This window comes from Microbulbifer donghaiensis, from assembly GCF_900129095.1.
GTDB lineage: Bacteria > Pseudomonadota > Gammaproteobacteria > Pseudomonadales > Cellvibrionaceae > Microbulbifer > Microbulbifer donghaiensis.
The window spans coordinates 388,291-403,289 of the sequence record NZ_FQVA01000002.1 but is presented as its reverse complement, the minus strand read 5'-3'; the positions used below and the strand labels follow the sequence as shown (position 1 = coordinate 403,289).

The 14,999-nt window shown below is 58.3% G+C and carries 9 protein-coding genes; 6 read left to right on the top strand and 3 right to left on the bottom strand.

Translation table 11 applies throughout. The annotated features are described in order from the left end of the window. Positions 1-2: 2 nt before the first annotated feature. Complete coding sequence (locus BUC36_RS12015) at positions 3-2,072, bottom strand: M13 family metallopeptidase (protein ID WP_073275428.1); 2,070 nt, start codon at positions 2,070-2,072, stop codon at positions 3-5. 548 nt (positions 2,073-2,620) lie between these two features. Here BUC36_RS12015 and BUC36_RS12010 point away from each other — a divergent pair. Beyond that, on the top strand, positions 2,621-4,000 hold the full coding sequence (locus BUC36_RS12010; RefSeq protein WP_084535952.1) for a TonB-dependent receptor plug domain-containing protein: 1,380 nt from the start codon (positions 2,621-2,623) through the stop codon (positions 3,998-4,000). Continuing rightward, positions 3,930-5,603, top strand: a complete 1,674-nt coding sequence (locus tag BUC36_RS12005) for a TonB-dependent receptor domain-containing protein (RefSeq protein ID WP_073275424.1) — start codon at positions 3,930-3,932, stop codon at positions 5,601-5,603. The genes BUC36_RS12010 and BUC36_RS12005 overlap by 71 nt, the downstream gene beginning before the upstream one ends. Positions 5,604-5,946: 343 nt before the next feature. On the opposite strand, the gene BUC36_RS12000 is transcribed toward BUC36_RS12005, so the two are convergent. Beyond that, entirely contained in the window at positions 5,947-7,116 is a 1,170-nt protein-coding gene (locus BUC36_RS12000; RefSeq protein WP_073275422.1) for a TonB family protein, read from the bottom strand. Between the two features lie 386 nt (positions 7,117-7,502). Between BUC36_RS12000 and BUC36_RS11995 the strand changes: the two genes are divergently transcribed. The 4 genes from BUC36_RS11995 to BUC36_RS11980 all read left to right on the top strand — a co-directional run bounded on the left by BUC36_RS11995 (position 7,503) and on the right by BUC36_RS11980 (position 13,889). Then, complete coding sequence (locus BUC36_RS11995; RefSeq protein ID WP_234994979.1) at positions 7,503-8,174, top strand: Crp/Fnr family transcriptional regulator; 672 nt, start codon at positions 7,503-7,505, stop codon at positions 8,172-8,174. A 332-nt stretch (positions 8,175-8,506) separates the two neighbouring features. Next, positions 8,507-9,703: an efflux RND transporter periplasmic adaptor subunit gene (locus BUC36_RS11990; protein ID WP_073275418.1), complete on the top strand. Its 1,197-nt coding sequence runs from the start codon at positions 8,507-8,509 to the stop codon at positions 9,701-9,703. Beyond that, positions 9,700-12,867: an efflux RND transporter permease subunit gene (locus BUC36_RS11985; RefSeq protein WP_073275416.1), complete on the top strand. Its 3,168-nt coding sequence runs from the start codon at positions 9,700-9,702 to the stop codon at positions 12,865-12,867. The genes BUC36_RS11990 and BUC36_RS11985 overlap by 4 nt, the downstream gene beginning before the upstream one ends. Before the next feature lie 98 nt (positions 12,868-12,965). Further along, positions 12,966-13,889, top strand: a complete 924-nt coding sequence (locus tag BUC36_RS11980) for a hypothetical protein (RefSeq protein ID WP_073275414.1) — start codon at positions 12,966-12,968, stop codon at positions 13,887-13,889. 83 nt (positions 13,890-13,972) lie between these two features. Here the strand turns inward: BUC36_RS11980 and BUC36_RS11975 are convergent, their stop codons facing one another. After that, positions 13,973-14,872, bottom strand: coding sequence for a hypothetical protein (locus tag BUC36_RS11975; protein WP_200797262.1), 900 nt, complete (start codon positions 14,870-14,872; stop codon positions 13,973-13,975). Positions 14,873-14,999 lie beyond the last annotated feature (127 nt).

The window sequence follows — 14,999 nt, the reverse complement described above, 5'->3', positions numbered from 1 at the left end:
GCTTACCAGATCACCACGCGCTCTTCCTCCGGCAGGTACATGCCGTCGCCTTCCTTGACTTCGAAAGCGGTGTAGAACGCGGAGAGGTTCGGCAGTACACCTTTCACACGATACTCGGCCGGGGAGTGCGGATCTGTTTTCAGGCGCTCACTGAGGGCTTCGTCGCGGATCTTGCTGCGCCATACCTGGGCCCAGCCCATAAACAGGCGCTGGTCGCCGGTGAAGCCGTCGATGATCGGCGCTTCCTGGCCGTTCAGGGACATCTTGTAGGCCTTGTAGGCGATGCCGAGACCGGACAGGTCACCAATGTTTTCACCCAGGGTCAGCTCGCCGTTGACGTGCTCGCCGTCGATGGGTTCGTAGCCGTTGTACTGGGCCACCAGCTTGCCGGTGAGCTGCTCGAAGTTGCTGCGGTCGGAGTCGGTCCACCAGTTGTTCAGGTAGCCCTTGCCGTCGAACTTGCTGCCCTTGTCGTCGAAGCCGTGACCGATTTCGTGGCCGATTACACCGCCGATACCACCGTAATTCACAGCATCATCAGCCTGCATGTTGAAGAAGGGCGGCTGCAGAATGGCGGCGGGGAATACGATCTCATTCATCGCCGGGTTGTAGTAGGCATTCACTGTTTGCGGTGACATGCCCCATTCGCTGCGGTCGAGCGGTTGACCCAGCTTGCCGCGCTCGTAGCTGGCCTCAAACAGGTTGGCTGCCAATACGTTGCCCACCAGGTCGTCGGCGCTCACCTGCAGGTCGCTGTAGTCGCGCCACTTGTCCGGGTAACCGATTTTGGTGGTGAAGTTGGCCAGCTTGTCCAGTGCCTGCTTGCGAGTCTCTTCGCCCATCCACTCCAGGGATTCGATAGATTCGCGGTAGGCCGCCTTCAGGTTGTCCACCAGGTGCACCATGCGTGCCTTGGCTTGCGGTGGGAAGTGTTTTTCAACATAGCGCTTGCCCACCAGCTCGCCGACAGAACCGTTGACGAACTGTACAGCGCGCTTCCAGCGCGGTTCCATCTGTTCGACGCCGCGCACCGCGGTGCTGTAAAAATCAAAATGGGCCTGGGCCAGGTCGCTGTGCATATAGGGCGCCATGGCGCTCAGCACTTTGATTTTCAAGTAGCGTTGCCAGGTGTCCATTTCGGTATCGGCGACAATGTCGTTGGCTGCCTGGAGGTATTCGGGCTGGCCAACCACTACGTTGTCGGCTTTGTCCAGCATGGCCTTGGGCAGGTAGCTGTCCCAACTCACCGCCGGCATCAGCTCGGCCAGTTCTTCCACGGATTTCTTGTTGAAGTATTTGTCCGGATCGCGGTTGTCCACGCGGCTGCGGTGATGCTCAGCCAGGCTTTTTTCCAGCGCGTAAATTTTGTCCGCATAGGCTTCTGCCTCTTCCAGACCGGCCAGCTGCTGTACCTTGACCAGGTAATCCATGTAGGCCTGTTGCAGCTTCTGGCCCTTCTCGGAATCGTCGAAGTAATAGTCGCGATCCGGGAGGCCGAGACCGGCCTGCCACATGAAGGCGATGTAGTTCTCCACATCTTTCATGTCCTGGTAAATGAAAGCGCCGAAGGGTGCATCGAAGCCAGCGGTATCGGCGTAGGCGAAGTAGTCGGTCAGGTCGGTACGGGTTTTGATCGCATCCACTTTGGCCAGTTCGCTATTGAGTGCAGCCAGGCCTTTCTCTTCGATCAGCTTCTCGTTCATGAAGCTGTTGTACAGGTCGCCGATCTGCTTGGCGCCGGCGCTGCTGGCATTTTCGCCGGCTTCCATAATCAGGGCCTTGACCTGCTCGGTGCTCTTGTCGCGCAGGATGGTGAAGCCGCCCCAGCGGGACTTGTCCGCGGGGATTTCGGTGTTCTTCATCCAGGTGCCATTGACGTAGGCGAAGAAGTCATCTTGCGGACGAACGCTGGTGTCCATCGCCCCGAGTTCGATACCGGAACCGAGTTCCACCTGCTGTACAGCGGCGCTCTTAGCGGAGTCGCTGGCGCTCTGCTGGGATTGAGGGGCTTCGGATTTGGAGCAGCCGGCGACGATGCCGGCGATGGCGAGAGATAGGAGTAGTTTGTTCATTATTGGCCTTTGTTGGGCTGATTATTCCGCCTCGATAGTAAGCCGTTGCAGCAGGATGGGGCAACCTGACTGCGATTAGGTGTGGGCTCACGGCGGTGGATGCGGGGCGCTGGCTTTTCAGAAACAAGAATGCTGCCTGGGGCTGAATAAATTTCTGCTTGGAGAGCGCAAGCACTTGCGGTATCGATACGCCGTTGATTTTGTGACCAAAAGTATCTATGTGGTCGTCGCATTGTGCGTATAAGGCCCAGAGGCAAACAAAATAGTAACCCCTATCACTGATACCGCGTTTTGTTGGGCAGTTTGTTCCAAATTTAGTGATTTGTATGGTTTTTGTGCGTGTCCTTTTTTGACCTTCCAATTAATGGAAAAAAATCGGTTTTTCGACTGCCTGGGATGGAATGGTCAGTCATTTATTTGAGGGGGTCAATTTATCCTGCGTTAAAGATTATGTTGGGATGAAATGACCGTTTCCATGCAGTTTATCGGGATAAATGGCCATTTGTGATCACAACGTATAAATCTAATTATAAAAATGAGGATCCAACATGAAAAAGAACCTCCTATCTGTGGCGGTTAAGGGGGCATTGGGACTTTCCGCCGCAGCGCTGATGGTTCCGGTCATGCCCGCCTTTGCGCAGGATACCGATGCCGAGAAGAAGGCCGTCCAGCTGGAAGAGGTGTACGTAACTGGCTCCCGCATTCCGCGCGCTGGTTTTGACACCATGCAGCCTGCCACAGCAGTGGATAAGGACTTCTTTGACCAGAACGGCTTTACCAATGTCGCCGACGCGCTGAACAGTTTGCCGACCATGATTCCGTCCGGCACCAGCCTGTCCGAGTCGGATCCGAACAATGTGGGTCAGAGCTATGCGGATTTCTACGGTTTGGGTTCACAGCGCACCCTGACGCTGGTTAACGGTCGGCGCGTCGTTTCCTCCAACGCGCCCTCGGCCTTCGGCGCGACCGGCGGTCTGCAGGTGGACCTGAACTCCCTGCCCACGGCGCTGATCGACCGCGTCGAGGTGGTTTCCATCGGTGGTGCACCGATCTACGGTTCCGACGCCATTGCCGGCACCATCAACGTCATCCTCAAGGATGACTTCGAAGGTATTGAAACCGATTTTTCCAGTGGTTTTGCCGAGGGTGAGAACGACGCCGGCGATCACAAAGCTTCCGTAACCTTCGGCCAGAACTTTGCCGACGGCCGCGGTAACGTCGTGGCCAGTTACGAATACAACAAGACCGACGCGGTGCTGATGAACGATCGCCCGTTTGGTCGCGACTATTACTATTTCTTCGATAATCCGGATAACACCGGTGCGGACGATGGCATCGTCGACCGTTACTTTGGCAAAGGCCGTTCCATCGCCGTGTTGACTCAAGAAGGTATTCCTACAGCCAGTAATGCTACTCCGCTCGGTGGCGCGCCATTGTATGCGTTCGGTCTCTACATGGTGGATGGCGATGGCAATCCGATCGGCTTCGGCCGCGATGGGCATCTGACGCAGATCGAAATTGGCCAGCCAACCGGCAACGCGATCACATTTGAGGGCGGTGACGGCCTGTTGTTGCAGGATTACGATTCCATCCGCGCGCCGATCGAACGCAACCTGTTCAATACCATGGGTCACTTCGATCTGACCGATCAGATTACCGCCTACGCGGAAGTCAATTTCTATACGGCGGAGTCTTCAGATCCGAATGCGCAACCCTTCTATCAGTCCGGCCTATTCGGCGGTGATTCGGCGGCGCTGCCCCTTTCTATCGACAACCCCTATCTGAACGATGCCGACCGCCAGTTGCTGATGGCCAACGGCGTGCCGGCGGGTGGCACTTTCTACCTGCAGAAAGGGCATGGACGATCTCGCACAGAGTGGAGCCACCGGCGGCGAGAACGAGATGTTCCGCTATGTGCTGGGCGTTAAGGGCGATTTCGACCTGATGGGGCGCGACTGGAATTGGGACTTCTCCTATAACAAGGGTAAGACCGAATCCACGTCTTTCCGCACACAGCTGGTACAAGAAAACTACGAGAAGGCCATTGATGTCACCACAGATGCCAACGGTAATATCGTCTGTGTTTCCGCCGATCCAGACTGTGTGCCGCTCAACATCATGGGCATAGTCACCGATCAAGCGGCTATCGATTACGTGACCACTCCAGGCTTCACCTATGGCGAACTGGAACAAGAAGTCATCAGCTTCAATATGGGCGGCGAAGTGATGAACCTGCCGGCGGGTCCGCTGGCGGTCGCATTCGGCTACGAGATGCGCGACGAGTTCTCTTCCTTCAAACCGGATGACTTTATGGCCCAGGGCCTCGGCCGCAGCGCTGCGCTGTCGCCACTATCCGGTGGCTTCGATACCAAGGAGTTCTACGCCGAGACGCTGATTCCGGTGATCGGCAGTGACTGGATTCCAATGGTCGAGGGCATGGAACTCGAGGGTTCCTGGCGTAACGTAGACCACTCGCAGGCCGGTGCGGACGACACCTGGAGCGTCGGCACCCGCATCATGCTGGATCTGCCGGTCATGGGTTCTCTGACCCTGCGCGGAAATGTCACCGAGGCCATCCGCTCACCGGCGGTAACCGAGGCCTTCCTGCCGCTGTCCGAGACCTTCTCGTTCGCCAATGACCCCTGTGACACGCGCTTTGTCGGCCAGGGCGAAAACCCGGCACAGCGTCTGGCCAACTGTCAGGCCGAGGCCGCGGCGGCTGGCGTCGCCTATGATTCCGGAGCCTTCCAGTCCACCGTTGTAAACGCCACAGCGGTTGGCCAGGTGGGCGGGAACCCGGACCTCGTCAACGAGCGTGCAGAGTCCTCCACCTGGGGCTTCGTGTGGGCACCGGGCTTCGCCGAAGGGCTGGAGATGACGGTGGACTGGATTAACATCGATATCCAGGATGCTATTCAGAACTTCTCTCTTACCACCTTGATGGAGGCCTGCTACGACGGAGAACAGGGCAACGTGGCCTGTGGAGACTTCGTGCGGGATTCCAACTTCCAGATCGTCGACTTCACTACTGGCTTCCGCAACGCCGGCTTCTACAACTTCCGCGGCGTTCAGTCCGAGTTGAGTTACAGCTTTGATATGAACAGCTGGGGTGTCCCGGGCTCTTTCGACGTGGGTGCGAATGTCTTCCATATCAAGGAGCAGCAATTCTCCGTAACCGGTGCGGATCTGGAAGTTGACAAGGGCGAGCACGGTTTCTCTGAGCTGAAGGCCGGCTTCCGCGTGAATTACACCCTGGATAACCTGACCGCCGGCTGGAACACGCAGTACATCGGCGAGGCCAACGTGGACAACGATGATACCGCCGAGTCTCGCGACATCCGGGTTATCCCGGAGTATTGGCTGAACAACGCTCATGTGGGTTATCAGTTCTCTGACAACCTGAGCGCTCGACTGTCAGTGCGCAATGTGTTCGACGTGGAACCGCCGGAAGGTGTGAACTCCTTTGCCGCTCTCGGTTACTACGACATTCTTGGTCGCTACGTATCGGCTGGCGTTAACTACAAGTTCTAAGCTTGGTCGCTGGAAAATAATAAAAACTCTCCATACGGATGTATCTTGCCCCCTGGTTTTCGGACCAGGGGGCTTTTTTTTGCGGAGTCTAAGAATTCCCGATAAGAGCGAAGGCGATGGAGCTAGAGGCGTGGCTGGCAGGCTCGATGTGCCTGGAAAGTGAATAGGCGGGATAGGGAAGTTCCGGCCGGTTGGCGCAATATCGCTGCGTTCACTCTTGTTGAGCGAAGGGTGAATGTTAGAGCGACAGTGGTTGGTTAGCAGGGACGAAATGGAAAAGTACGCTAGCGTCCACACAAAAAAGCCCCGCGATTGCGAGGCTTGGTTGGTGCTCAGGGGCCGATCAGTCCGGTAGGCGGAAGGTGATCGGCACTGAGAAGCGGTAGTTGTCCCGGGCCAGTTGCGGCGGCGCGGCGGGGTAGGGGCCGGCGCGCTCGACCGCTTCGCGGGCCTCGCGGTTGAGCGTCGCGTAGCGGGATTCCTGCAGAGTCTGCACATCCTTGACCTGGCCTTTGGAGTCGATGGTCACGTTCATGCGTACGCTGCCTTCCTGGCCCCGCTCCTGGGCGCGTTTCGGGTAGCGGATATATTTGAACGTATGGCGCAGCAGCATGGAGTGGTAGATCTGGCGAGCCAGGATCAAATCTGCGGTCAGCGGGCCTTCGTCTTCGTCTTCGTCGTCGGCCATTTGCTGTGGTGCACTCGGCTTCGTTGCAACTTTAGCCGGTTGCGGCTTCGGTTGGGCGGGTGATGCAGCAGCATTGGCGGCAGCGTTGGGCTTGTTGCCGATGGCCGCTAGGGTGGGCGGCGGAATATCGGCGGCCAGCTTCGGTTTGGTGGGCTGGGGCTTCGCCGCAACCGGTTCCGCGGCGGCGACTTCCGGCTCTGCCGCAGGCTCTTCTCCCGCCTCCGCAACTTCGCTGGTCAGTTGGGCAATGCGTGCGCTGCTGGGTTCGAGCAGTTCATAGGTGGCACGCAGGCCTGCAGACACCTGGCCGGCCACCAGCAGGCCATCGCGGAAATCACTTGAGGGCGGTACTGGGCCGATCCAGGCACGCAGCAGGGTATTAAAGAAGTCGCGATTACGGATATTGCCGAGGGTAACGCCATTCAGGGTAACTGTGGTGACACCCGAATTTCCATCGAAGTCGATCGCCAGTTGATCGCCCTTAACAAAACGACCCTTGAACAGGTTGGCGAAGGTCACCATGTTGTCGGCCTGACCGCTCAGGGTGTCGCCGGGGTTGTTGATGGCAATACCTTCCATCCACTGATTGCGGAAGCGTCGTGCCGACAGGCTGTCGGCGACCACGCGCACTTCCAGGCGGCGCGTTGTGTTGTTGTCGAGCAGTACGCTGGCGCTGCTGCCGAGAGTGTCCGAATATACCGCGGCGATATAGCGGTCTTTATTGAATTGCTGCTCCAGCGCGAGTCCGTTCAGCAGTGGTGCAGCTTGTGCGGATAAGGCTGTCGCAAACGCCAGAAGTGCGATGACGATTTTTATCGGTTTCATTGTTTTGCGGTGTCTTTATTTCCGGATGGGAAGAATCCGGCGGATAAGAGTTGTGGCACCCCCTCCCCCGAGGCGCGCCCGTCAGGTTAAAAAGTGCACTGCCTGCCTGGCACTACCGCCCAAAGTAACCTGAACTGTGCCTAACTCTACTGCAACTGCAATGGAGTTCAACCCTGAAACACGTAGAATGTCTCGTTTTTCCAATTTCGGGAAATCTCGGGGAAGATAGTGATCACTCTACCGATAGAATGCGGTAGATTGGTATTGTTTAAATATCTTCTTTTTAAATTGCTTCGGCAGCGGTTCCGCCCGGAGTAGAGATAATTTCACTAATTTTTAAGTAGCGAATGGATATAAAGCCACTCAGTGATTATCCGCGGGATGCCGTGGATCGCCTGCTCAACGTCATTCATTTGTTTCGTGACATTCGTGCCACCAGTGAGTGGCAATATGATGTTTTACTGAAACGTTCACGTCTGGTCGGCCTGCAACCGGGTGAGCAGTTGTTGCGTGCGGGCGATGTGGATCAGTGGGTCTATTTCCTGTTGCGTGGGGAGTTGCATGTACATGTCGACAGCGCCGAGGGGGGCGCGCACAGTTCCGGTGAGCGCCCGCTGGCGATTATCCGGCCCGGCGAAGTCTTCGGTGATTTGTCGATGCTGCTGGCGGAACCGCGTAGTGCAACCATAGTTGCGGCGCCCACCAGTCGTGATATCCAGGTTTTGGGGCTGGACTGTACATTGTTCGGCGACCTGGACGATTTTTCTTTGTTACAGCTGCCGACCAAGTTGGTGTTTTACCGCAACATGGTGCATTCGCTGCGCTGGAAACTGGAAGTTTACCGGTCCAAATATCCCGGTCACCAGCTGGCCGATAGTCACCGCAAGCTCAAATTGTATACGGGGCCGAAAAATTGCCGGGAGGAGTTGTTGGCTCTGGCTGACCAGGCGCGGGCTCTGGCCCGGATTCTGCTGGATTGGAATGCAGAGTTCGGCTCTGGCGAACTGATGGATGACGAGCCCGATATGTCCGACTTCCTCGAGTCGATGCTCTCCTGATATTTTCTGGCGTATTGCCGGGGTGGAAGATGTTTCTCCCCGGCAGACTCTCTCCTTGACCTTGACCTTGACCTTGACCTTGACCTTGACCCTGCGTCAGGTTCCATCCTGATCATACGTCTCTGCTAAGGCGTTGTATTTTTGTCGCAATGCGGCGGTATAACCCCGAACAGTGACAGCGCTTCGCTTGCGAATTTCATATTTCGACAGAAAACGCCACTGCGTGAAAATTGCTCTGCGGCTACAATTTTCCCCTGCCGGAATACGGAGGTTGCGGCAACAGCTTGGTATTCCCCGTTCGAATGAATTCCCTCCGCACAGGTTTATTGGGTATGAACTTTCTTGTCTCCTTCTGGCGCCAGCGCAATTACCGCATCGCCACTATCGTTGCAGTGCTGGCGCTGCTTTGGCTGCTGAGCGGGCTGCTTGTTTCCGGGAATGCGTCGGACCCGGAGCGAGACGCCTCGGTCACGGCGGCGGCCACCGGCGAGGGCATTCGCGTCCGGGCGCGACGGGTTGATGCGCAGCCCTACGCTACGCGGGTTTTGGTTAACGGGCATACAGAGGCAAACCGGCGCGTGCGGCTGCGGGCTGAACTGGATGGGGCCATTATCGGCCTGCCAGTGGCAGAGGGGCGCGCAGTGAAAAAAGGCGAGGTCATCTGTGAGATTGACCCCGAGGATCGTCCCGAACAGCTTGATCGCGCCCGGGCGGCGCTGCGCAAGGCGGAACTGGATTACGCGGGCGCCAGGCGGCTGCAGAAAAAGGGCCTGCAGTCCGAATCGGCCATGGCTCAGCAGGAGGTGGCCCTGGCGAATGCGCGCGCAGATTACCGGCGCACCGAAGTGGCGGTGGAAAACCTGCGGATACGCGCGCCTTTCGACGGCGTGGTTAACAGCCGTGCGGTGGAGCTGGGCGACTATATTCGCCTCGGCGAGGAGTGCGCCACGCTGCTGGAGCTGAATCCGATCCTGGTGGTGGGGGAGGTTTCCGAATCCCAGGTCGGCAACCTGATTCCAGGAGGACCTGCCAGTGCGCAACTGCAGCAGGGGCAGCTGGTCCAGGGGAGCCTGCGTTACATCAGCCAGCAGGCTCACGAAATTACCCGCGCCTATCGGGTGGAAGTCGCCGTGGATAATGGGGCCGGGGTACTGCGCGGTGGACTTAGCGGCCGGCTGGCACTGCCCACCGGTGAAATCATGGCCCATCGCATCAATTCCTCCCTACTGACACTCGACGACCGCGGAGATCTCGGGCTGCGTATTCTGGATGAGGAGAACCGCGTGCATTTTGCCAATGTCCGGTTGATCGGCGATGGCGATGCCGGCGTCTGGGTGAGTGGCTTGCCGGAGCGAGTGACGCTGATCACCGTCGGCCAGGAATATGTGACTCCCGGTGAGATAGTAGAGGTGGAACTGGAGTCGCAGAGCGACCTGCCGGCACCCGCTGAGCGCGCAGCAGCGCCGGCGGCCACTGTTGTGCCCGTCGCCAATAAAGCGGAGACATCGAGCGAGGGGCAGGTGCAATGAGACTCCTGGACAGCGCCATAGACCGCTATCGCAGCACCATCAGCCTGATGTTGTTGATCGTATTCGTGGGGCTGGTGGCGCGCGCGGCCATGACGGTGGAATCCAGCCCGGAGGTTAATCCACCTTTTGTGATAGTGCAGGTATCCCACGAGGGTATCTCTCCGGAAGACGGTGTGCGATTGCTGGTGCGGCCGCTGGAACAGGAAATCCGCGCGCTGGAAGGCGTGGAGGAAGTGATTTCCACGGCGCGGGAGTCGCTGGTTTACCTGGTGGTCGAATTCGATTCCGCCATCGCCGTAGAAGATGCGGTGGACGAGGTTCGCAACGCCGTAGACCGCGCCAAGGCAGAACTGCCGCGGGATGCGGAGGAACCCGTGGTCGAGGAGGCCTCCGCACAGCCGTTCCCGTCCATTGTTGTCACCCTCGCTGGCGAAAATGTGGGGGAGCGTGCACTGCTGCAGAGTGCCCAGCACCTGAAACGCAAGATCGAGAATATTGGCGATGTGCTCAGTGCGGATCTGCGCGGCAATCGCGAGGAGGTCGTCGAGGCCACTATCGACCCGGTGCGTCTGGAGCACTTCCAGATTACCAGCGGTCAGCTGATCACGGCGGTGCTCGGCAACAATCTGCTGATTCCGGCCGGCGAACTGGAAACCAATCGCGGCCGTTTCTCGGTCAAGGTGCCGGGATTGATTGAGACTGCCCAGGATGTCTATGGTATTCCACTGAAAAATTCCGCTGACGGGGTGGTTACCCTCGGGGATGTCACCGATATTCGCCGCACTTTCAAAGATGCCTCCAGCTACACCAGTGTCAATGGCCGCCCCGGTCTCGCCATTAATGTGGAAAAACGCAGTGAGGCCAGCTCGGTAGAGGTGGCGGATGCGGTGCGTGCGGTGGTGCAGGGCGAGCTACAGTCACTGCCCCGCGGGGTTGAGGTCAATTTCGTCTTTGACCAGTCGCAGTTCGCCCGCGACATGGTCAGCGAGATGCAGGGCAATATCCTCACTGCAATGCTGCTGGTGATGATCATTGTCGTGGCAGCGCTGGGCTTCCGCTCTGGCATGCTGGTGGGACTCGGCATTCCGTTTTCACTGCTATTCGGCTCCATCATCACCTGGTATCTGGGCTATTCGTTCAACTTTATGGTGATGTTCGGCATGCTGCTGGCGCTGGGTATGCTGATCGATGGCTCCATCGTCATCACAGAGTATGCCGACCGCAAAATGGCAGAGGGCATGTCCGCTCGCGTTGCCTATGTGCTGTCGGTCAGGCGCATGTTCTGGCCGGTGGTAGCCTCCACCGGTACCACGCTGGCGGCCTTTCTGCCCATCATGTTCTGGCCCGGTGTGGTGGGCGAGTTCATGCGCTATCTGCCGGTCACCGTATTCGCCGTACTCGCCGGCTCCCTGCTGTACGCGTTGTTTTTCGCTCCGGTGATCGGTTCGCTTTTCGGCAAGAGCAATCTCGATCTCGCCACGCAGCAGTACCTGAAACAACTGGAAGTGGGGCGTCCAACCGGGCTGGCCGGTATAACCGGTACCTACGCGCGAATGCTCGAGAAAGTGGTGCGCCGGCCATTGAGCGCTTTCGTCGCTACTGTGCTGGTTCTGTTCGGAATCTTTTTCGCCTTTGGCCGCTTTGGCGCCGGGGTTGAGTTTTTCACCGAAACCGAAGAACAGTACGGCAATGTGGAGATACGTGCGCAGGGCAATCTGTCGGTGGCGGAGAAAAAAGTGCTGGTGGCGCAGGTGGAAAAGGTCGTGCTGGCGGTGCCGGAGGTACGCGTCGGCTATACCGCAATCGGCTCCGGCGGCCTTTCCGGCAACAGTGATCGCGCTCCGGACCAGATAGCCAACATGCTGGTTGAACTGCAGCCGGCGGAGCAACGCGAGCGGCGCAGTCGCGATATTTTTGCCGATATCCGCGCGCGCACGAGCGATTTTCCGGGTATCAAGGTGACGGCCAATGTGTTCGAGGGCGGCCCGCCGGTGGGTAAGGATATCGTGCTGGAACTGCGTGCACAGGATTACGGTACCCTGCTGGCGGAAACCTGGCGTCTGCATCGCGCCCTGGAAAACGAGTTCGGGGGATTGCGGGATATCGTTAATACGGCCCCGCTGCCGGGTATCCAGTGGGAGGTAAAAGTGGATCGGGCCAAGGCGGCCCTCTACGGTGCCGATCTCACCGAAGTGGGGCGCGCGGTACAGCTGGTGACCAATGGCGTACGCATGGCTGAATACCGCCCGGACGACAGCGACGAAGAGGTGGATATCCGCATCCGCTATCCGGAGAGGGCCCGCGGTATCACCGCGCTGGACCAGCTCAAGGTCAACACGCCCCGCGGCGCGGTGCCGATCAGCAGTTTTGTCCACACCGAGGCCAAGCCCAAGGTGGACAAGATCGAGCGTATCGACGGAATCACCCGTATGCAGGTCAAGGCAGACGCGGAAGAGGGGGTGTTGCCGGACGACAAGGTGCGGGAGATTCGCGCGTGGCTGGAGAATAACCCGGTGGCGCCCGGTGTGGAGTTGCTGTTCCGCGGCGCCGACGAGGAGCAGAACGAATCGCTGGCGTTTCTGGGAGTCGCTTTCCTGTTATCGCTGTTTCTGATGTTTATCCTGCTGGTGACCCAGTTCAACAGCTTCTACCAGTCGTTGTTGATCCTGTCGTCCGTAGTGATGTCCACCCTTGGCGTGATGCTCGGGTTGTTGCTGACGCAGAGCACCTTCAGCGTCATTATGACGGGTGTGGGCATTGTGGCGCTGGCTGGTATCGTGGTGAACAACAATATCGTGCTGATCGACACCTACAATTATGTACGCCACAGCGAGCCGGAACTGACACCGGCGGCAGCGGCGGTGAAAGCCTCCGCCCAGCGACTGCGGCCGGTATTCCTGACGACGGCCACAACCATACTCGGCCTGTTGCCGCTGGCGCTGGGGGCGAGTGTGGATATGATGGGGCGCAATGTCGTAGTCGCGGGTGTCATCGCGTCCTTCTGGGTCAAGCTCGCCAGTGCGATTGTTTACGGACTGTCTTTCTCGACGCTACTCACGCTGATAGTGACACCGGTGATGCTGGTGCTGCCGGGGCGGCTGCGCGAACTGCTGCGCGGCATCTTACCGCCGCAAATTCGTGGCAATCAGTGGGGCGAGGGCTAAGTAAAGAACGCGCACGGGTTTTGCAGAGCAGATTTGAGTAAACATTCGAATCGGTCCCGACACCGGCCGATTCAGTCTCAGGGGGAAGAACAGAAGCAATGGCAGACATCTGGCCTGGATCTATCGACACAAGCGCAGCCGAGCTACGGGACCGGCTGCGCTCGCCAATTAACCGATTTGTCGCCGAGCACCAGCTGCCGGAATCCTTTTATCGACTGATCGAGCAGTACTACTTACCCCTGGCCGTCTGGCTGGCAGACAGGCGCTCCCCGGAGCGCACGCTGGTCGTGGGCATATGTGGCGGTCAGGGATCCGGTAAATCGACGCTGACGGATTTTCTGCAGCTGGTGTGGGCGCAGATGGACTTGCGCTGTGCCGGCTTCTCCCTCGATGACATCTATCTCACCAAGACGGAGCGCCAGGGGCTGGCCAAGACGGTACACCCGCTGCTCATTACCCGCGGTGTGCCCGGTACCCACGATGTGCAACTGGGCCTGGATACCATCGCTGCTCTCTGCAATGCGGACGCCCACAGCGAGACGCCGATACCGCAGTTCGACAAATCCATCGATGACCGTGCACCGCGCTGTGATTGGCCGATCCACCGGGGGCGGGTGGATATTCTGCTGTTCGAGGGCTGGTGTGTGGGAGCGAGGCCCTGGCAAGGCGCAGAAGCCGCGATTAACGCGCTGGAGAGGCGGGAGGATGCCGCGGGTATCTGGCGCAGCTACGTCAACACACAGCTCGCCGGCCCCTATCGCGAGCTATTCGCCATGCTGGACCTGTTACTGATGCTGAAGGTGCCGAGTATGGAGTGCGTGCTGGAGTGGCGGAGACTGCAAGAGCAGAAGCTGCGTGCGCGCAGCGGCAGAGGCATGAGTGATGACGAGCTGGCGCGGTTTGTACAGCACTATGAGCGGATTACCCGAAATCTCTTGGACGAGATGCCGGCGCGCGCAGACTGCGTGTTTGAATTGGGGCGCGATCATCAGATTGAGGGACTGCGCCTGAACAGCGAATAGTCAGTGCTTTAAAAGACAAACCCCGGCAAAGGCCGGGGTTTGTATGGCAGCGAATGTGAATTCGCCCATTTTGGAAGGCGCTGTTACTTGGCCTTCTTCGGACGGCCAGGACCGCGTTTCGCGGCGGCAGACTTCTTCGGACGACCCGGGCTTTTCTTCGCTGCAGTCTTGGCGGCAGCTTTTTTCGGGCGACCCGGAGCTTTCTTTGCTCCAGCCTTGGCGGCAGCCTTCTTCGGGCGACCAGCGGCCTTCTTGGCAGCGGCCTTTTTCGGGCGGCCGGGCTTTTTCTTAGCGGCGGCCTTGGCTTTGGCCTTGGCAGCGGCAGCTTTCTTCTTCTCTGCAGCGGCCTTCTTCTTGGCAGCAGCGGCGGCTTTCTTCTTCTCTGCAGCGGCCTTCTTCTTGGCAGCAGCGGCGGCCTTCTTCTTAGCTGCAGCAGCTTTCTTCTTGTCTGCTGCGGCTTTTTTCTTGGCGGCGGCTGCTGCTTTCTTGGCCTCGGCAGCGGCTTCTTTCTTCGCAGCGGCGGCCAGTTTCTTGGCTACGGCAGCTTCTTCCTTGGCTACAGCCTTGGCAACCTGGGTGATGAGCTTGTTCTCAGCCTTGATGGTAGCCAGCTGGCTCTTGGCCTCAGCAGCGGCTGCCTTGGCATTGTCCGCAGCTTTCTTGGCGGTAGCGGCCGCGGCCTGAGCTGCTTTCAACTGCTTTTGTTGCGCAGCGGATTTCTTCTTGGCGCGTGCAGCTTTTACCTTGGCGGATGTGGTTTTGGCCTTGGCAGCTGCCTTGGCGGCATCCTTGGCCAATTTGTCGGCGGTAGAAGCCGCGTCTTTTTCCTGTTTGGCGCGGGCTTGTGCCAGTTTGGACTTCAGTGCACTCAGTTCAGCTTCCATCTTGGCGATGGGGCTAACTGTTGCAGTACTCTTTTTACGTGCAGCCATAAAATATCCCTGTAGTAAGTATTGTTGTAGATGAAGGGGCACCTCTACCAATTATTCTCCGCTTGTAGCGCACCGATTTGGGTGGTGCGAAACAAAGATTTATCGCGGAAAATAATTGACAGAGAAGCCCCCGGAAATCATCGCGCTAATTGCAGCTTATTTGTATGCTTGTTTGCAA